Annotated in this window: 15 protein-coding genes and 1 pseudogene; 6 read left to right on the top strand and 10 right to left on the bottom strand. The window is 65.3% G+C overall.

All coding sequences use genetic code 11. The features are described from left to right. Positions 1–162: 162 nt before the first annotated feature. The 9 genes and pseudogenes from allB to HNP00_RS14990 form a co-directional block, all read right to left on the bottom strand. A complete protein-coding gene (gene allB / locus HNP00_RS15030) occupies positions 163–1,533 on the bottom strand; it encodes an allantoinase AllB (RefSeq protein ID WP_260404993.1) in 1,371 nt (456 codons plus the stop codon). A gap of 142 nt (positions 1,534–1,675) precedes the next feature. Beyond that, positions 1,676–3,162 (bottom strand): annotated as a pseudogene (locus tag HNP00_RS15025) (NCS1 family nucleobase:cation symporter-1). Positions 3,163–3,830: 668 nt separating this feature from the next. Then, on the bottom strand, positions 3,831–4,103 hold the full coding sequence (locus HNP00_RS15020; RefSeq protein WP_184740484.1) for a hypothetical protein: 273 nt from the start codon (positions 4,101–4,103) through the stop codon (positions 3,831–3,833). Positions 4,104–4,122: 19 nt separating this feature from the next. After that, on the bottom strand, positions 4,123–4,365 hold the full coding sequence (locus HNP00_RS15015; RefSeq protein ID WP_184740482.1) for a hypothetical protein: 243 nt from the start codon (positions 4,363–4,365) through the stop codon (positions 4,123–4,125). A 73-nt stretch (positions 4,366–4,438) separates the two neighbouring features. Beyond that, entirely contained in the window at positions 4,439–5,956 is a 1,518-nt protein-coding gene (locus HNP00_RS15010; protein ID WP_184740480.1) for an alpha-N-arabinofuranosidase, read from the bottom strand. 10 nt (positions 5,957–5,966) lie between these two features. Next, positions 5,967–7,232: a family 1 glycosylhydrolase gene (locus HNP00_RS15005; protein WP_184740478.1), complete on the bottom strand. Its 1,266-nt coding sequence runs from the start codon at positions 7,230–7,232 to the stop codon at positions 5,967–5,969. Further along, entirely contained in the window at positions 7,229–8,092 is an 864-nt protein-coding gene (locus tag HNP00_RS15000) for a carbohydrate ABC transporter permease (RefSeq protein ID WP_184740476.1), read from the bottom strand. The genes HNP00_RS15005 and HNP00_RS15000 overlap by 4 nt, the downstream gene beginning before the upstream one ends. After that, positions 8,092–8,829 carry a sugar ABC transporter permease gene (locus HNP00_RS14995; RefSeq protein ID WP_311770585.1) on the bottom strand — a complete coding sequence of 246 codons (738 nt, stop codon included), beginning with the start codon at positions 8,827–8,829 and terminating at the stop codon, positions 8,092–8,094. Before HNP00_RS14995 ends, HNP00_RS15000 begins: the two co-directional genes overlap by 1 nt. Positions 8,830–9,087: 258 nt before the next feature. Next, positions 9,088–10,356: an ABC transporter substrate-binding protein gene (locus HNP00_RS14990; protein ID WP_184740474.1), complete on the bottom strand. Its 1,269-nt coding sequence runs from the start codon at positions 10,354–10,356 to the stop codon at positions 9,088–9,090. Between the two features lie 316 nt (positions 10,357–10,672). Between HNP00_RS14990 and HNP00_RS14985 the strand changes: the two genes are divergently transcribed. The 6 genes from HNP00_RS14985 to HNP00_RS14960 all read left to right on the top strand — a co-directional run bounded on the left by HNP00_RS14985 (position 10,673) and on the right by HNP00_RS14960 (position 16,986). Then, complete coding sequence (locus HNP00_RS14985; RefSeq protein WP_184740472.1) at positions 10,673–11,683, top strand: LacI family DNA-binding transcriptional regulator; 1,011 nt, start codon at positions 10,673–10,675, stop codon at positions 11,681–11,683. A 127-nt stretch (positions 11,684–11,810) separates the two neighbouring features. Then, on the top strand, positions 11,811–13,559 hold the full coding sequence (gene araB, locus HNP00_RS14980) for a ribulokinase (protein WP_184740470.1): 1,749 nt from the start codon (positions 11,811–11,813) through the stop codon (positions 13,557–13,559). Continuing rightward, positions 13,556–14,260, top strand: coding sequence for an L-ribulose-5-phosphate 4-epimerase (locus tag HNP00_RS14975; RefSeq protein ID WP_184740468.1), 705 nt, complete (start codon positions 13,556–13,558; stop codon positions 14,258–14,260). The genes araB and HNP00_RS14975 overlap by 4 nt, the downstream gene beginning before the upstream one ends. 35 nt (positions 14,261–14,295) lie before the next feature. Further along, positions 14,296–15,816 carry an L-arabinose isomerase gene (gene araA / locus HNP00_RS14970; protein WP_184740466.1) on the top strand — a complete coding sequence of 507 codons (1,521 nt, stop codon included), beginning with the start codon at positions 14,296–14,298 and terminating at the stop codon, positions 15,814–15,816. Further along, complete coding sequence (locus HNP00_RS14965) at positions 15,813–16,715, top strand: aldose 1-epimerase family protein (protein ID WP_184740464.1); 903 nt, start codon at positions 15,813–15,815, stop codon at positions 16,713–16,715. Before araA ends, HNP00_RS14965 begins: the two co-directional genes overlap by 4 nt. Positions 16,716–16,776: 61 nt before the next feature. Then, positions 16,777–16,986 carry a hypothetical protein gene (locus HNP00_RS14960; protein WP_184740462.1) on the top strand — a complete coding sequence of 70 codons (210 nt, stop codon included), beginning with the start codon at positions 16,777–16,779 and terminating at the stop codon, positions 16,984–16,986. A 90-nt stretch (positions 16,987–17,076) separates the two neighbouring features. Here HNP00_RS14960 and HNP00_RS14955 read toward each other — a convergent pair whose 3' ends face one another. Further along, positions 17,077–18,111, bottom strand: coding sequence for a LacI family DNA-binding transcriptional regulator (locus HNP00_RS14955; RefSeq protein ID WP_184740460.1), 1,035 nt, complete (start codon positions 18,109–18,111; stop codon positions 17,077–17,079). Positions 18,112–18,122 lie beyond the last annotated feature (11 nt).

Raw genomic sequence — 18,122 nt, 5'->3', positions numbered from 1 at the left:
TGACCTGCGGAAACGCTGGGACGGAGGGCCTTTCTTGTGGCCAGTTCTGAACCCACCCCACGATTTGGGATGACCCGGACCACGAGGGCAAATAGGCCAGGAACAGCCCAGGCACCGGCCGAGTTAATGCGTCAAACCTATATGCGCCGGACGGGCAATCCCTTACACGCCGCCGCGGCGGATCAGTTTGCCGCTGGGTGTGCGGCTGTCGATCTCGTTGCCGCGCAGGTATGTTTTGCGTACGACGCCGGAGAGGGCTTTGCCGTCGTAGGGGGTGATGGGGTTTTTGTGTTTGAGTTTCTTGACGTCGACGACGAACGCGTCGTCGGGGGCGAAGATGGAGAAGTCGGCGTCGTAGCCGAGCGCGAGCTGGCCTTTGTTGTGGAGGCGGGCCAGGGCTGCGGGCTTCTCGGACATCCAGGACACGACCTGTTCCAGGGGGATGCCGCGGTGCCGGGCTTCGGTCCAGATGAGCGAGAGGCCCAGTTGCAGGGAGGAGACGCCGCCCCAGGCGACGGCGAAGTCGCCGTTTTCCAGGTCCTTCAGGTCGAGTGTGGAGGGGGAGTGGTCCGAGACGATGCAGTCGATGGTGCCGTCCTGGAGGCCTTGCCAGAGGAGTTCGCGGTTGGAGGCTTCGCGGATGGGCGGGCAGCATTTGTAGGCGGTGGCGCCGTCGGGGATTTCCTCGGCCATGAGGGTGAGGTAGTGCGGGCAGGTCTCGACGGTGAGGTGGACGCCGTCGCGTTTTGCCGAGGCGATCATGGGCAGGGCGTCCGAGGAGGAGAGGTGCAGGATGTGTGCGCGGGCGCCGGTCCAGCGGGCGCGTTCGATGACCTCGGCGATGGCTTTGTTTTCGGCGCCGCGGGGGCGGGAGGCGAGGAAGGTGGAGTAGTGGGCGCCGCCGGGGTGGGGTGCGTGGTCGATCGCGTGGGAGTCTTCGGCGTGGACGATCATGAGGGAGTCGAAGGACTTGAGCTCGGCCATGTCCTCTTCCATTTCGTCCGCGTCCAGGTGCGGGAACTCGTCCACGCCGGAGTGCAGGAGGAAGCACTTGAAGCCGAAGACGCCCTCGTCGTGCAGGGGACGGAGGTCGGCTTTGTTTCCGGGGATGGCGCCGCCCCAGAATCCGACGTCCACGAATGCCTGGTCTTCGGCGGCTTCGCGCTTGAGCTTGAGGCCTTCGACGTTGGTGGTGGGCGGGATGGAGTTCAGCGGCATGTCGATGATGGTGGTGACGCCGCCGGCTGCGGCGGCGCGGGTGGCGGAGGCGAAGCCTTCCCATTCGGTGCGGCCGGGTTCGTTGACGTGCACGTGGGTGTCCACGAGGCCGGGGATGAGGGTTTCGTCCTCGGCGAGCTCGATGATTTCGGTGCCGGAGAGCCCGTTGCCGAGGGGTTCGATCGCGACGATGACACCGTTGCGGATGCCTACTTCGCGGGCGGTGATGCCGGCGGTGGTGAGGATGCGCTGGCCACGGATGACCAGGTCAAATCGTGCAGCGGTTTGAATCGATGTCATTGGTTCTTCAATCATGGAAACTCTCCTTGTCTTCGGATTCAGGCGCCTTCGTCTGAACTGACCAACGTGTTGCAATAGTTTTCCCACAAGAGGGTGTCGACGGCTGGTTGGCGGGACGGTCCCCGAAGGGGTCGTCCCGCCATGGGGGGCACATCGGTCAGTGGATGCTGGGGACGGCCAGTGGTTCGCCGGAGACGTCATGGAACACTTGTTTCCGGTCGGCCAGCAGGAAGTAAGCGATGGCTCCGAGGCCGGCTCCAAAGAACCACGAGAAGGCAGACAGCGGTTCGAGGGCCGGGACGAAGGCGATGAGCCAGTGAGATGATGGCAGCCGGTGTGAACGCTGCGATGGCGCGGGGGTTGAAGCCGTTGCGATAGAAATAGGCCCCGGTCCGCTCTTCGGTGAAGAGTTCGGGGACGTTGATCTTTGCGCGGCGGAGCAGCCAGTAGTCGGCCATGACCACGCCAAAGAGCGGGCCGAGCAGGGCGCCGAGGCCGCCGAGGAAGTAGACGATCACTGTCGGGTTGTTGTAGAGGTTCCACGGCAGTATGACGAGTCCGATGACTGCGCTGGCCATGCCGGCGCGGCGGAAGTTCAGGTGCTTGGGGAAGAGGTTGGTCAGCGCGTAGATCGGTGCGACGAAGTTGGCCATCAGGTTCACGGCGATGGTCAGAACGAGCAGGGCCAGTGCCGCGGCGACCAGCAGGAGTGTGTTGGGGACGGTCTGCACGATGTCGGAAGGGCTTCCAATGATGGTGCCGTTGATCTTGAACTGTGCCCCGGCCAGTACGACGACGATAGCGCCGAAGAGCAGCATGTTGATCGGGATGCCCCAGAAGTTGCCGCGGACGATTGATTTCTTTGACTGTGAGGACCGGGTGAAGTCGCAGAAGTTCAGGACAAACGTGGCGTAGATGGAGACCCAGAGTGCACCGCCGGCGAAGATGGTGCGCCACATTTCGCCGCCCACGAGGCTGTTATGGGTGGACCAGGCGATCGATCCGCCGGCCTGGAAAAACATCCAGATGGCCAGCGTAATCATTGTGACAAGGATGATGGGTCCGGCGAACGCTTCGTATTTGCGGATCATGTCCATGCCGTAGCTGACGATGAAAACCTGAACGATCCAGAGGAAGACAAAGGTAAGCCAGCCCAGGGTGGAGAGTCCGAGGATCGAGTTTTCGTCCAGACCTTTCAATCCAGGGGCAAGTGCAATTAGCAGCTCGCAGTACCAGGGAGGCCAGGTAGGTCTGGATGCCGAACCAGACGATGGCGACGCCACCGCGGATAAGGGCGGGTATCTGGGCGCCGTGGATGCCGAAGGCTATCCGGCTCATCACAGGGAAGGGCACGCCGGTTTTGTGGCCCATGAAGCCGGAGAAGTTCAGGAGCAGGAACAATAAGACTGCACCGACGCCAAGTGCCAGCAGAATCTGCCAACCGCCCAGGCCCAGGGCGAAGAGGCCGAGGGCGAATCCGTAGTTGCCAAGGCTGTGCACATCATTGGCCCAGAGCGTGAAGATGCTGTAGGCGCTCCATCGGCGGCCGGCCGTCTTGGTCGGGGCCAGGTCCTGGTTGTAGAGCCGCGGACTGGTGGGAGGCAGTCCCGGGATGCCCAGCGCCGTGGCCGGCGGCTGGTGCATGATCGGGTCGTGGTGTTCGTGGTGTTCGTGGTGAGGACGGCTCACCGTGTCAGCCTGTGGGGTTGCTTCTGGGGGCATGCTCATTGAGAAGGCCTTTCGTGCAGTGATGCGTAATCGGGCGCGCGAAAGCGCACCGTTGATGTGAGGTGCTGCCGCCGTTTGTACGCTGTCGGGCCCGGGCAGAGAGCCGGGGCAACGGGGCTGGATGGCAGGAAGTGCTAGCGGGCCAGGAAGAAGAACCGGGTCCCATGATCCGGACAGCTGCGGGGATCTGCCCGCGGCGTTAGATGTCTGAATACGCCGCCGGGGCGATCAGAGCTGTTCAAGAGGGGAACCGGCGGAGACGCCTGGTGCCTCTGGGCTGTGGCCGAACTCGCTTTCGGCCCAGCAGCGTGGGATATGGACATTGACCTGAACCAATCCTCTGGTGGGATCCTCGCCAATGAGGATATGAATACTGTAAGGTCGATCACATTATTTCACAATAGGGGAATTGATTTCCATATTATGAAATTATCTGAGTTCCCCATAGTCTTTGCCGTACCGGCCGCTGACGATCTACCAGTTTCAGTAGGAAAGGACTGGCAGGTGCGCGGTGACGTCATGGCTGTGCTGCGTGAAGGCAAAACCGGTTGCCGTCCAGCACGATGGTGTGGTCCCGCTGCGCATCAAGTCCATCGCCGCCGTGGGGCAGCCGCGCGGGTGACGGTCGTCGTCGGCCGCGCTTGAGCCGGTTCGCCGGCGGCGAGTTTCTTGTGCAGGCTGAGGATGCGGGACTTGTCAATGCCTTTCATGTGGCTTGCTGCAACCAGAGGATTCCTGATGGTTGCGCACAGGACGACGGCGTCGTCCAGACGACGCTCCTTGTCGCGGGAATCTTCCCGGTAGGCCGCCCCTTTGAGCACGCGCGCGCCGCGGGCGTTGGGGATGCTGATGAACACCAGCCCGCGTCGTCGACGATCATGCGGGGATTGCCGTTTCTGCGGACTCAGGAATGGAGAAGTCCATCGATGATGCGCCGGCCCGCGCTGCGGGCGAGTACACGAGCGAGCCGTTGCCCGTGGTGACGGCGTGCGCGGGGAGCGCCGTCACGGCGGAGGCGCTCATACTGAGCGCGGTGGCGGCTATCGCGACGATGGCGCGGAACCGAAGACGTATGGGTTTTGACGGCGGGCGCGAAGCGGCGGTGACGGATGGAACCATCTCTATCTCCTCTGTGGGTGGTTGCCCGCGAGCGGTCGCCGCGGGCCGTCGCGACATCGGCTGGTTGACTGCGTCAGCGTTCCAGCAGGATCTCCGCCCAGGAGACCGGGGGGAGCGTGATGTGCACGGTCGAGCCGTCGCGGACGACGGGGAGGTTCCGGAGGGTGACCCGCTCCGGCTCTTCGAGAGTGTTAGCCGCGTCGAGGTCGGGGTCGTTGAGCACCCGTGCGGATGCGGCGAACCCTTCCGCTCCGTGGGGCAGTGCCGAGAGGTCCACCACTATTTCTGTCGGGCCGTCCATGGAGCGGTTCACCGCGTAGACGGCGTAGTGTCCGGCGACCTCGTCGTGGGCGGCGACGGCGTCCACGACCGGGACGTCGCCGAAGCGGCCTGTTTCGTATGTGTCGGTGACCGTAGCGACGTCGAGCGCGGTGCCGCGGGCGTGGGCCGAGGTCGCTGAGAAGGGGAAGAAGGTGGTTTGCCGCCAGGAGGGCCCCCCGGGTTCTGTCATGATGGGTGCAATCACGTTCACCAGCTGCGCGAGGGAGGCGCTGGTGACGCGGTCGGCGTGCTTGAGCAGGGTGATCAGGAGGCTGCCAAACACGACAGCGTCAGCTACCGTGTAGACGTCCTCGAGCAGGCGTGGGGCCTTGGGCCAGTTGCGCACGCCCTCGATCTTGTCGACGTTCTCGAACCGTGTGTTGTACCAGATGTTCCACTCGTCGAATGAGATGTCGATCGTCTTGCTGCTGCCGCGTACGGCCTTGACCTGGTCTGCCGTGGCGAGGACGCTGCGGATGAACCTGTCCATGTCGACGCCGGAGGCGAGGAACGAACCGAGGTCGCCGGTGTTCTCGTAGTAGGCGTGGCAGGAGATGTAGTCGACCGCGTCGTAGGCGTGGGAGAGCACCACGCGCTCCCACTCGGCGAAGGTCGGCATGGACGAGCTTGAGGAGCCGCAGACGACGAGCTCGAGGTCCGGGTCGAACTGCTTCATGGCCCGGGCGGTCTGGGCTGCGAGCTTTCCGTAGTCTTCGGCCGGGCGGTGCCCGAGTTGCCAGGGTCCGTCCATCTCGTTGCCAAGGCACCAGATGCGCACGTCGAGGGGTTCGGTTCGGCCGTTGGCGATGCGCTGCTCGGCCAGGGCAGTGCCGGTGTGGAGGTTGGTGTACTCGAGGAGCTCGAGTGCTTCGGCGGTCCCGCGGGTTCCGAGGTTGACCGCGAGCATCAGTTCGCTGCCGACGCGGTCCAGCCAGTCCTGGAACTCGTGCAGGCCGATCTGGTTGGTTTCGGTGGAGTGCCATGCCAAGTCGAGCCGGGCCGGGCGCTCCGCAACTGGTCCGACGCTGTCCTCCCATTTGAACCCGGAGACGAAGTTCCCTCCGGGGTAGCGGATGGCGGAGACGCCGAGCTCTTTGACGAGCTCGATGACATCGGTGCGGAAGCCCGCTGCGTCGGCAAGCGGGTGGCCCGGCTCGTAGATGCCGTCGTACACGGCCCGTCCGAGGTGTTCGATGAAGGAGCCGTAGATCCGCGGGTTGATAGTGCCGATGACGGCCTGTGGCCGGATGGTGAGGTGTGCTGTGTGCATGGGTCTTCCGTCAGTGGTTCGTTGTTCGGTGCAGGGAGGCGTGGTGTCGGTAGCGGGCGGCGACCGGGTTCGGCAGGCGCAGGAGTCCTTCGGGGCTCTCGGCCAGGTCGTACAGGCCCATGGTGAGGAGGTGGTCTGCGCGGGGCCTGCCGCTGTGCCGCCAGGTCCACTCGTACATGTCAAAGAGGGGCCACCAGGTGTAGCCGACCAGCCGGGTTCCCTCGGCGCGAATCCGCTCGGCGAGTGCCACCGACTCGTCCAGCCAGCGGATCCGCTCGGTCACGGATCCGGTGACGCACGTTTCGGTGATCATCACCGGTGCCCCGTAGCGTCCGGCGTAGAGGTCGATCGCGTCCCGAAGGCCTTCGGTTCCGCGGTCGACAGCGGGGCGGGGGTCCGTGAACCCGCCCGCATGGCGGACCCCGGGTTCGAACAATTCGGTGGAATGGCGTGGGTAGTAGTTGACCCCCATTACGTCCGGCTGTACGGCGTTCTCCCGGAACCAGGAGAGCTCAGCGTCGTCGATGGCGGCCATCAGGTGCCGCCGGAGCGGGTGCCGGTCATCGACTCTACCGGTGACCAGGTCCTCGACTAGGTGCACTTGGTGGCGGAGCCGCGACGCCTCTTCCAGGTGCTCGGGGGCCGTCTCGTCGCCGACGAAGCCCATGGCCGCGTCCACATGGACGAAGGCGGCCCGTGCTCCGATGGAGGCCGCGATGGCCTGCTGCGTGCGGACGAACCCGCGGGCGAGGTTGGCTGCTATTGTCGCGAAGCCCGCTGGGCCGTGGAGGTAGGGCGGCCAGTAGCCGTACTCGCCGGAGAAGAGGGCATGGATCACAGGTTCGTTGACCGGGGTGTAGTCCGTGACGCGGTCGCCGTAGCGGGTGGCGAAGCGCTCGGCGAACTCGGCGGCGTGGTGGGGGTAGTCCGGGTTGGCGAATTCGCGCTCAAGCCACAGGGGAGTGCCGTAGTGGAGCAGATCGATAATGGGCGTCAGACCCGTGTCAAGGAGAGCGTTGACGGCGCGGTCGGTCCAGGACCAGTCCCATCGCCCCGGCTCCGGGGCGATGCGGTACCAGGGCACGCCCCAGCGCAGGAGCTCGGCGCCAGATCCGGCGGCGAGGGCGAAGTCTTCGGCGTACTGCTCGTAGTGCTCGGTCAGTTCGTACTCGTCGATCGCCCGCTCTCCGTCCCGTGACTGCGGTACGAAGGTGTCTTCGATTCCCAAGGCGAGGTGAAGGCGTCCGTCCTCGAACCAGCGCGGCGCGGCCGTCATTTGAGCCCCGTCGTCGCGACCGATTCGCTGAAGCGGCGCTGCATGATCAGGAACATGACCGCCAGCGGCAGGACGGCGATGAGGGAGCCGGCCATCATGGTGCCGTAAGGGATGATGCCGCTCGGGCCTGTCAGGAGAGTCAGGCCGGAGGTGATGGTGCCCATGTCCGGGGTCGTGGTGAACACCAGGGGCCAGAGAAGGTCGTTCCAGTTGTTTACGAAGGTGAATATTGCCAGGGTCAGTAGTGCCGGCACCGCGTTGGGCAGGATGATGCTGCGGAAGACACGGAACTCGCCCGCGCCGTCGATACGTGCCGCGTTGTCCAGATCCCGGGGCAGCGAGACGAAGAACTGGCGCAGGAAGAAGATGCCGAAGGCGTCCGCGGCGCGCGGGATGATCAGTCCGGCGAAGGTGTTGACCCAGCCCAGCTGTGCCACGAGCTGGTAGACCGGGATGAGGGTGGCCTGGAACGGGATCATGAGACTGGCCACGATGGCGATCAGCAAGAGCCGGTTGCCGCGGAAGTCGAGTCGGGCCAGGGCGTACGCGGCAAGAGAGTCGAAGGTCAGGGCGAACAGGGTCACTCCGCCGGCGAACAGGAAGCTGTTGAGGAACAGTCGTGCGAACGGCAGGTCGGTGAAGATGCGGGTGAAGTTCTCCAGCGTCCAGCTTGCAGGCGCGAGGGTCGGCGGGAAGGCGTTGATCTCTGCTGTGGGCTTGAATGCGGTGAAGACGATGATGGCAACGGGCAGCAGCACCATCGCTGTCAGCACCAGCACGGCCGCGGCGAGCAGCCACCGGTGCGCGGTGCGGCCGGGGCGGCGGCGTCCGGCCGCGGCCTTGGTCATGGTGATGGTCATCAGAGGGTGTCCTTCTCGCGGCGTCCGAAGAAGCGGAACTGGATGAGGCTCAGGAGCAGGGTGGCGGCGAGCAACACGTAGGACAGTGCGGAGGCCAAGCCGAGGTCGAGCTTCTTGAAGCCGTCCTGGTAGAGCTCCATCACGACTGATTGCGTGCTCCTGTAGGGGCCGCCGCCGGTCATCACGTAGATCTGGTCGAAGGCCTGCAGTGCAGCGATCATCGCGAAGACCACGACGAACGCGAGTGTGTTGCCCAGCTGGGGGAGCGTGACATTGGTGAAGCGTCGCCAGGGGCCCGCGCCGTCGATCGTCGCCGCCTCGTACAGGGACGCCGGGATCTCCTGGAGCCCGGCGATGAAGACCACCATGTAGAAGCCGAAGTTCTTCCAGATGGCCACGGCCACGACCGTTGGCATGGCAAGCACGGGGTCCTGCAGGACGTTGCCGATCTGGACGCCGACCGTTCGCAGCCAGTACGTCAGGAGGCCGACCTGCGGGTCGAGCAGGTACGTCCAGGCGAAGGCAGCCACGGCCAGGGAGACGATGAAGGGCAGGAAGAGGGCCGTGCGGAAGAACCCGCGCGCGACCAGGAGTCGGTTGTTCAGCAGGAGCGCGAGGGCCAGCGCCACGATCAGGGCGGTCGGGGTGAACATCGACGTGTACAGAGCGGTGTTGCCGAGCGTGGCCAGGATGCGGTGGTCGGTGAAGATCCTTGCGTAGTGCCGAAACCGACCCACTCCTCGATCCCGAACCCGGAGGCGTTGGTGAACGAGAGCCGCAGTGCGGAGGCCATCGGCCAGAATACGAAGGCGAGGAGGACGACCAGGGCCGGGAGCATGAACAGCAACGCCCTGGCCGGCAGGGCGCGCCGGCTCGAGGGGCGTCCGCCGAGGGGAGCCGGAGCCCGGTAGGGCGTGCGCACTCGGGTGGGAGAGGTCATTGGGGGTTCTTTCTGTGAGAGGTGGCCGCCGTCACGCGCGGCGGCCACCTCAGGATCACTTGCCGAGGGCCTGCTGTACAGATTGGGAGGCGCTCTTCAGCAGCGCGGCAGGATCCCCACCGCTGAGGGACTTCTGAGTCGCTTCGTCCACCGCGGTCAGCACATCGCTGCTGTCGGCGACGCCAGGGAGGAGGGGACGAGCGGTGCTGACGATGCCTGAGAGGGCGGACACGACCGCGTTCGAGGATACCGCCGATGCGGGGAGGTCAGTCCGCAGGGGAGGCCAGCCGGAGCCGAGTGACCACTTGGCCGCATTGTCCTTCGTGAAGAGGTAGTCGAAGAACTTCCCGGCCGCGGCCTTCTTTGCCGCATCGGCCTGAGAGGTCACAGCAGCCGAGATCCCGATTGCCGATGCCGCCTGGCCCTTCGGCCCTGCCGGGATCGCCGCAATGCCGTAGTCGATGTTGTTATCTTTCGCCACGCCGGCCATCCAGGGCCCGCCGATCTCCATCGCGGCCTTGCCGGAGGAGAAGAGCTTGTCCGAGGCGATCCCGTCCAGGCCTGTTGGGGAGATCTTGAAGTCATGCACGGCCTTGGACCAGTAGGCGAGGGTCTCCTGGTTGGCCTGGGAGTCGAGCACGGACTTGTCCCCATCGACGATTGCGCCGCCGTTGCCGTAGAAGAGACTGGCCCAGACCCCGTTGCCCACGGTCGCGTGGTCGGGAAGCGCGAGCCCGTACTGCCCGGGCGTGCCGGTGTCAGCGCCGACGGTCAGCTTCTTGGCGTCAGCGACCCACTCGTCCCACGTAGTGGGGAACGTGGCGATCCCGGCCTTCTGGAACAGGGCCTTGTTGTAGATGACGGACAGTGGTACAAAACCGGTGGGCACGCCGTAGTAGGAGCCGCCGATCTTCTCCATCTCGACCGCCCGCGGGTTCAGTGATGCGCTCTGGGTCGAGGCGGACGAGTAGAAGTCATCGAGCTTCTGCAGTGCTCCCTTGGACGCATAGACCGGGAGGTTCTCGGCGGGAAGCGCCACGATGTCTGGCCCGTTCTTCGCCGAGAGGGATGTGAGCAGAGTGTCGCCGATTACCGCCCACGGTTTAGTCGTGGTTTTGATCGTGATCGTGTTCTGGGACTTGTTGAAGTCGTCGACGATCTGGTCTAGGACCTTGCCGTCGGCCTCGGTGTAACCGTGCCAGAAAGTAAGCGTGACGGGGCCGGACGCGTCGGCTGCCGTGGAGTTCGTGGAGTTCGAGCAGCCTGTCAAAGCCAGGACTGTGCCCACGGCGGACACCGCGAGCGTCGCAAGCAGTTTCTTCATTGAATGCCTCTCTGGGGTCGTCGATCGGGTAGACCGCCAATCGAACGAATCTTTACAACGATAGAAATGCAACGTTGTAACTGCGAGTATAGGGACCTGCGTCACACCCCGTCAACGGGGCGCCGAGACAAATTAGAAGTGCGATGGTGACGCTTCGACGGGGCGTTGCGATCAGGAAACTCGTGCCCGTAGGCCTCGCCGGCGGCGCAGTCAGTCTCGGATGTCGGGGTTCATCCTCCGCGATAGCTGGATTCGCTTTGGCAAATCTTGCATCGCTCATTCCGCGATGCGTTCATGCGTCGAGCAGAATAGCTCCATGACAAATAGCAGCGGGCGCTTGCCACGGCTCGAGGATGTGGCGGAACTGGCGGGAGTGTCGCACCAGACCGTCTCCCGGGTGATCAACGACCACCCCAACGTCAGCAAGGGCACCCGTGAGCGGGTCGAGGCGGCCATCGCCGAGTTGGGATACCGGCGCAATACTGCCGCGCGGAGCCTCGTGACACGACGCTCCCAGACTATCGGCGTCCTGGCAAGCGAGCTGGCACAATACGGCCCGGCGAACACCCTGCTGGGCGTCGAGCAGGCCGCCAGGGATGCCGGCTATTTCGTCAGCATTGCAGCGCTTCGGACCGTCAGCCGGGAGGCGATTCTTGATACGGTCCGGCACTTCCTCGACCAGGCTGTGGACGGGATCGTGGTGATCGTGCCGCATTCGGAAACCCTGTTGGCGTTGGCTGAAGTGAAGCCGGGGGTTCCCGTGGTGGCCGTGGGGTCGCTGGGCAACGCGGCCGTCGGCGGCGCGATGGTGGACCAGAGACGGGGTGCGGAATTGGCCGTCAGACATCTGGTGGATCAGGGGCATCGCAGGATCGGGCACGTGGCTGGACCGCAGGACTGGATCGACGGGGTCGCCCGGGCCGAGGGATGGAGCGCGGCACTGCGGGCCGCAGGCCTTGACGATGATCTGCTGGTGGTGGGGGACTGGAGTGCCGGCAGCGGCTATGACATCGGCAGGAAGCTTGCCGGGGAAAGGGCGGCCACGGCGCTTTTCGTGGGAAATGACCAGATGGCCCTAGGCCTGCTGCGTGCCTTCAACGAGGCCGGTGTCCGGGTGCCCCAGGATGTCTCGGTGGTGGGTTTCGACGACCAGCCTGAATCGGGCTATTTCACGCCGCCGTTGACCACGGTGCGCCAGGACTTCGAGGAACTCGGGCGGCGCTGCATGGACATCATGCTGGGTGGCATCGAGGGCGGGCAAAGCATCGGCACCACCGTGGTGGAGCCCGAGCTGGTGGTTCGCCAAAGCACCTCCGCCCCCGCCTGACCGCGTTCTTTCACGGAGTCGGCACCGGACGCCTCGTGTCTCGAGGCACACATCTTGACGGCAGCATTGTTAGCGCTCACAATTGAGTGAATCCGCAAAGCGGCGGACTGGTTATTCGGAGGATTTCATGGGCGTCACAGCGGACGGCAACGAACACTATGTCATCGGCGTGGACTACGGCACGCTTTCCGGCCGGGCTGTGGTGGTACGGGTCAGGGACGGCAAGGAACTGGGAAGCGGCGTGTTCGACTACCCGCACGCCGTCATCACGCAGGCCCTTCCAGCCGATCTGGCGGATGTACCAGATGAAACAGCGGCCCGGCTCCCGGGCGAATGGGCCCTGCAGGTGCCGGAGGACTACCGGGACGTCTTACGTCACGCGGTTCCCGCAGCGGTGCGCGACGCCGGGATCGATCCGGCCGCCGTCGTCGGAATCGCCACCGACTTCACCGCGTGCACGATGGTGCCGGTGAAGGCTGACGGCACACCGCTGAACGAGCTGCCCGGCTTCGCGAACCGGCCTCACGCCTATGTGAAGCTGTGGCGCCATCACGCGGCCCAGGGCCAGGCAGACCGCATCAACGCCCTCGCCGCAGAGCGCGGCGAAAACTGGCTGCCGCGCTATGGCGGGCTCATTTCTTCTGAATGGGAGTTCGCCAAGGGCCTCCAGCTGCTGGAGGAGGACCCTGAAGCATACGCCGCGATGGACCACTGGGTGGAAGCCGCGGACTGGATCGTCTGGCAAATGTGCGGAAACTACGTCCGGAACGCCTGCACGGCCGGTTACAAGGGCATCTACCAGGACGGCGCCTACCCGTCCGAGGAGTTCCTGGCCGCCCTGAACCCGGACTTCAAGGACTTCATCAGCACCAAGTTGGAGCACTCGATCGGCCGGTTGGGTGACGCTGCCGGTTATCTGACGGCCGAAGCCGCTGAATGGACCGGGCTGCGCGAGGGCATCGCGGTCGCCGTAGGGAATGTTGACGCCCACGTCACCGCCCCGGCGGCCCGGGCCGTGGAACCGGGACAGCTCGTCGCGATCATGGGCACTTCGACGTGCCACGTCATGAATGCCGACGTCCTCCGCGAGGTGCCGGGCATGTGCGGAGTGGTCGACGGCGGGATCGTGGACGGGCTCTGGGGTTACGAGGCCGGCCAGTCCGGGGTGGGTGATATCTTCGGCTGGTTCACCCGGTACGGCGTCCCGCCCGAATACCACGAGGCCGCCGCTGGACTGGGTCTGGGCATCCACGAGTACCTCACGGAACTCGCTTCCCGCCAGGACATCGGTGAACACGGGCTGATCGCCCTGGACTGGCACTCGGGCAACCGTTCCGTGCTGGTGGACCACGAGCTGTCCGGCGTGATCGTCGGCCAGACCCTCGCCACGAAACCCGAGGACACGTACCGGGCGCTTCTGGAGGCCACGGCCTTCGGCACCCGCACCATCGTGGATGCCTTCCGGGATTCCGGGGTTCCGGTGAAGGAGTTCATCGTGGCCGGAGGGCTGTTGAAGAATACGCTGCTGATGCAGATCTACGCCGACATCACCGGCTTGCAGCTCTCCACGATCGGCTCGGCCCAGGGGCCTGCGCTGGGTTCGGCCATCCACGCCGCGGTCGCCGCGGGGGAGTACCCGGACATCCGGGAGGCAGCGGCCGCCATGGGATCCGAACCCGGCGCGGTCTACACGCCGATCCCGGAAAACGTCGCCGCCTACGAGGAACTGTTCCGCGAATACCGGATACTCCACGATTACTTCGGCAGGGGAGCGAACGAGGTCATGCACCGGCTCAAGAAAATCCAGCGCCGCCTCCACGATGACGCGCGCACGGACCCTGCCGCGGAGCTTGTCACCGAGGGAGCGAACGTATGAGCGCCCTGCTGGACACCATTGCCCGGATCCGGGCCGAGGTGTGCGCACTGCATTCCGAACTCACCCGCTACGAGCTGGTGGTCTGGACAGCGGGCAACGTCTCCGCCCGCGTCCCGGGCCATGAGCTCATGGTCATCAAACCGTCGGGGGTGTCCTACGATGAGCTGACGCCGGAACTCATGGTGGTCACCGACCTGCACGGCACCCCGGTGAAAGCCGCGTGCACCGGTCAGGAAATCGTGGAATGGGGCAACCCGGGCCTCCCGCCGTCGTCGGACACCGCCGCGCACGCCTATGTTTACCGGAACATGCCCGACGTCGGCGGCGTCGTCCACACGCATTCCACCTACGCCACGGCCTGGGCAGCGCGGGGGGAACCGATCCCGTGCGTGCTCACCATGATGGGGGACGAATTCGGCGGCACCATTCCCGTGGGCCCGTTTGCCCTGATCGGGGACGACTCGATCGGCCGCGGCATCGTGGACACCCTCCGGGCTTCGAATTCGCCGGCGGTCCTGATGCAGAACCACGGGCCCTTCACCATCGGCAAGGACGCCCGCTCCGCCGTGAAGGCTGCCGTCATGTGCGAGGAAGTGGCCAAGACGGTCCATATTTCCCGGCAGCTCGGCGAACCACTGCCGATCGACGCAGCCCAGATCGAGTCCCTCTACGACCGCTACCAGAACGTCTACGGCCGCTAACGCGCGGCAACCACGAACTTTTCCAGGAGAAACGCATGCCCATCGCCCACAACACCTCTCTCGAACACTACGAAGTCTGGTTCCTGACCGGCAGCCAGCACCTCTATGGCGAGGACGTCCTCAAGCAGGTGGCCGCCCAGTCGCAGGAGATCGCCGCCGCCCTGAACGCGTCCTCACATGTGCCGGTCAAGCTGGTCTGGAAGCCAGTGCTGACGGATGCGGACGCGATCCGCCGCACCGCGCTCGAGGCGAACGCGGAGGACGCCGTGATCGGCGTGACCGCGTGGATGCACACCTTTAGTCCGGCCAAGATGTGGATCCAGGGCCTGGACCTGCTCCGCAAACCCCTCCTGCACCTGCACACCCAGGCGAACGTGGCCCTTCCGTGGGCGGACATCGACTTCGATTTCATGAACCTGAACCAGGCGGCCCACGGGGACCGCGAATTCGGCTACATCCAGTCCCGGCTCGGCGTGCCGCGCAAGACCGTCGTCGGGCACGTGACCAACCCGGAGGTCACGCGCCAGGTAGGCGCCTGGCAGCGCGCTGCCGCGGGCTGGGCCGCCGTGCGCACCCTGAAGCTGACCCGTTTCGGGGACAACATGCGCAACGTTGCCGTCACCGAAGGGGACAAGACCGAGGCCGAGCTGCGCTTCGGCGTCTCGGTCAACACCTGGTCGGTCAACGAGCTCGCCGACGCCGTGCACGGCGCCGCGGAGTCCGACGTCGACGCCCTCGTCGCCGAGTACGAGCGCCTCTACGAGGTCGCACCCGAGCTGAAGGCCGGCGCTGCCAGGCATGAATCGCTGCGTTACAGCGCCCGTATCGAACTCGGTCTGCGCAGCATGCTGGAGGCGAACGGCTCGGCCGCGTTCACGACGTCGTTCGAGGATCTGGGCGCGCTGCGGCAGCTTCCCGGGATGGCGGTGCAGAGGCTTATGGCCGACGGCTACGGCTTCGGGGCCGAGGGCGACTGGAAGACCGCGATCCTGGTCCGGGCCGCGAAGGTCATGGGCGCCGGGCTGCCCGGCGGCGCGTCCCTCATGGAGGACTACACCTACCACCTGACCCCGGGGCAGGAGAAGATCCTCGGCGCCCACATGCTCGAAGTCTGCCCCTCCCTGACCAAGGCCAAGCCGCGCGTGGAGATCCACCCGCTGGGCATCGGCGGCAAGGAAGATCCCGTCCGCATGGTCTTCGACACCGACGCCGGCCCTGGTGTGGTCGTCGCGCTGTCGGACATGCGCGACCGGTTCCGCCTCGTGGCCAACGCGGTCGACGTCGTCGACCTCCCTGAGCCGCTCCCCAACCTCCCGGTCGCACGGGCCTTGTGGTCACCCAAACCCGACTTCGCGACCTCGGCCGCCGCGTGGCTTACCGCGGGCGCCGCGCACCACACCGTCCTCTCCACCCAGGTAGGCATGGACGTGTTCGAGGACTTCGCCGAGATCGCCCAAACCGAACTGCTCACCATCGACGAGGGCACCACCCTCAAGGCGTTCAAGAAGGAACTGGCCTGGAACGCCGCCTACTACAAACTCGCCAGCGGGCTGTGAACGGCGAGGAATTCCGGCTGGTCGCCGGCGACTACACCGCGTCGGTCGTCCAACGGGGCGGCGCGCTGCGGCAGCTGACATACCAGGGCCGGGACCTGGTGGTTCCGTTCGACGCCGCCGCGCCCATCCCGGACTACCGGGGCATCATCGCCGCCCCGTGGCCCAACCGGATCGCCGATGGAAGCTACCGCCACGACGGCACCGTCCTGCACCTTCCGCTCAACGAGCCCGCGCGACGGACCGCATTGCACGGACTTGTGTTCAACCAGCTCTGGACACTTCAAGCCGGCAGCAGCGATAGCCTCAGCCTGTCCTGCGAACTTGGCGACAGCCCCGGGTATCCGTTCCGGCTCGCGTTGCAGCTGGACTACCAGCTGGACTCTGGGGGGCTGCACACCACAGTGACAGCAAGAAACCTCGGAAAGCACACCGCGCCCTACGGTGTGTGCCCGCACCCGTATCTGCTGGCCGGACCCGCCCCGCTGGACGAATGGGTCCTCGAACTGCCCGCCGAATCCTTCCTGGAGGTCACCACCGACCGGCTACTGCCCATTGCAATGCTCCCCGTGGCAGGCCGCGAGTTCGATTTCCGTACACCGCGCACCATTGGGGCGACGGAAATCGACCATGCGTTTACGGACATTAAGTACGACGACGACGGGACCGCCCGCGTCGTGGTCCGCGAACCCTCGGGAACGGGCGTGGGCATGTCGTGGGACCGGAACAGCCCATGGCTGCAGGTCCACACCGCGGACAAACCCGCGCCGATGCCCAACCGCCTCGGACTGGCCCTGGAACCCATGACCTGCCCACCCGATGCCTTCAACAGCGGGCGGGACCTGGTCCGGCTGGAAGCAGGCTCAGTGCACGAGGCACGGTGGAGCATTTTCGCTGCGTGACAGCAGTCTCTCGATTTCAAGACTCGCCGAAGCATGAACCCGCCACAAAGGAAGGCATAACATGGTCACCCTCACCGAACGCATCGACATATACGTTAACACCCGCAACGACCTTGATCATCGGCTCGCGGCCGCGGTGCGAGACCTACAGGAAACCGCGCTCTATGCCAGGACACGCGGGATCCTCATCACTCGCCACCAACCAGGACACTACACGGCCGAACTCTCCGACCAGGTCCCCTTCGGAATGACTCGAGAGCTTTTCCGCTAATTCCACGGCCCGGTGCCGTCGGCCAGGGCGTCAAGTTCTGGATGAGCGTGTTCACCGACATCAAGAACCGCGTCATGCACGCCGAGAGAATCAGGCGACAGCGCTGCGGATCCCTGCTGACGCGGACTCCCGCGGGACGAGCGTCGCCGGGACCTCGAAGATCCGCGGCCCGGGCTCGTCTGGCTTGCCGCGCCCGGCGATCCTCTCAAGGAGCGCGTCGACGGCGGTCTCGGCGATCTTTGCCCTGTTAGGGTCGATGGTGGTGAGGCTGGGCATGGCGAATTGCGCCTCGGTGACGTTGTCGAAGCCGACCACCGCAACGTCCTTCGGGACACTAATTCCCGAGTGGAACAGGGTGCGGAGGGCTCCGAGGGCCAGTTCGTCATTGAGCGCGAAGACGGCGTCGAATGGTATCTCGCGGCGGATGAGCTCCTGCATGGCCTCGGCCCCGTCGGTTCGGTGCCAGCCTTGCCGATGCACGACCAGGCTTGGGTCGAAGGGGACGCCCGCCTGCTCCAGTGCCGCCCGGTATCCGTCGAGGCGTAAGGACGCCGAACCGATAATTTCGCCCTCGTGGGCGCCGAGCACCGCGATCCGCTTTCGCCCGGAAGTCAGGAGATGACGCACCGCCATGGCAGCACCTTCGACGTTCTGCATGGTCACATGGTCGGTCGGGCCGTTGAAGATCCGTTCCCCGAGCAGGACGACCGGATAGTCCACCTCGAGCTCTCTTCCGTCGTCGCTGGACAGCCCCAGAGGGGAGAATAGCAATCCGTCCATCATGGAGATCCGGGAGCCGTGAAGCAACTCGATTTCGGACGACCGCTCTCCGCCTGTCTGCTCGATGAGGACCACGTATCCTCGTCGTCGGGCGGCCTCAAGGACAGCGTCTGCGAGCTCGGCGAAGTAGCTGAACTTCAGCTCCGGCACGGCGAGGCCGATCACACCAGTCCTTCCGGCCCGCAGATTTCGGGCCACGAGGTTCGGCTTGTAGCCGAGCTCGGCGATTGCGTTGTTCACCCGCTCGCGCGTGCTGTCCCGGATGAACTCGAAACCATTGACAACGTTAGAAACGGTTTTGACGGAAACCCCCGCCAGGGCCGCGACATCGCGCAGAGTGGCCACTACAACCTCCT

Origin of the sequence: Arthrobacter sp. AZCC_0090, from assembly GCF_014207375.1 — a bacterium.
GTDB lineage: Bacteria > Actinomycetota > Actinomycetes > Actinomycetales > Micrococcaceae > Arthrobacter.
The sequence above is the reverse complement of the archived record's forward strand: the minus strand, read 5'-3'. Positions and strand labels throughout refer to the sequence as shown.

Excerpts from the sequence above, each read along its gene's own strand:
- allB (WP_260404993.1), bottom strand. The coding sequence starts at position 1,533 with ATGATTGAAGAACCAATGACATCGATTCAAACCGCTGCACGATTTGAC.
- HNP00_RS15015 (WP_184740482.1), bottom strand. The coding sequence starts at position 4,365 with ATGGTTCCATCCGTCACCGCCGCTTCGCGCCCGCCGTCAAAACCCATA.
- HNP00_RS15010 (WP_184740480.1), bottom strand. The coding sequence starts at position 5,956 with ATGCACACAGCACACCTCACCATCCGGCCACAGGCCGTCATCGGCACT.
- HNP00_RS15005 (WP_184740478.1), bottom strand. The coding sequence starts at position 7,232 with ATGACGGCCGCGCCGCGCTGGTTCGAGGACGGACGCCTTCACCTCGCC.
- HNP00_RS15000 (WP_184740476.1), bottom strand. The coding sequence starts at position 8,092 with ATGACCATCACCATGACCAAGGCCGCGGCCGGACGCCGCCGCCCCGGC.
- HNP00_RS14990 (WP_184740474.1), bottom strand. The coding sequence starts at position 10,356 with ATGAAGAAACTGCTTGCGACGCTCGCGGTGTCCGCCGTGGGCACAGTC.
- HNP00_RS14985 (WP_184740472.1), top strand. The coding sequence starts at position 10,673 with ATGACAAATAGCAGCGGGCGCTTGCCACGGCTCGAGGATGTGGCGGAA.
- araB (WP_184740470.1), top strand. The coding sequence starts at position 11,811 with ATGGGCGTCACAGCGGACGGCAACGAACACTATGTCATCGGCGTGGAC.
- HNP00_RS14975 (WP_184740468.1), top strand. The coding sequence starts at position 13,556 with ATGAGCGCCCTGCTGGACACCATTGCCCGGATCCGGGCCGAGGTGTGC.
- araA (WP_184740466.1), top strand. The coding sequence starts at position 14,296 with ATGCCCATCGCCCACAACACCTCTCTCGAACACTACGAAGTCTGGTTC.
- HNP00_RS14960 (WP_184740462.1), top strand. The coding sequence starts at position 16,777 with ATGGTCACCCTCACCGAACGCATCGACATATACGTTAACACCCGCAAC.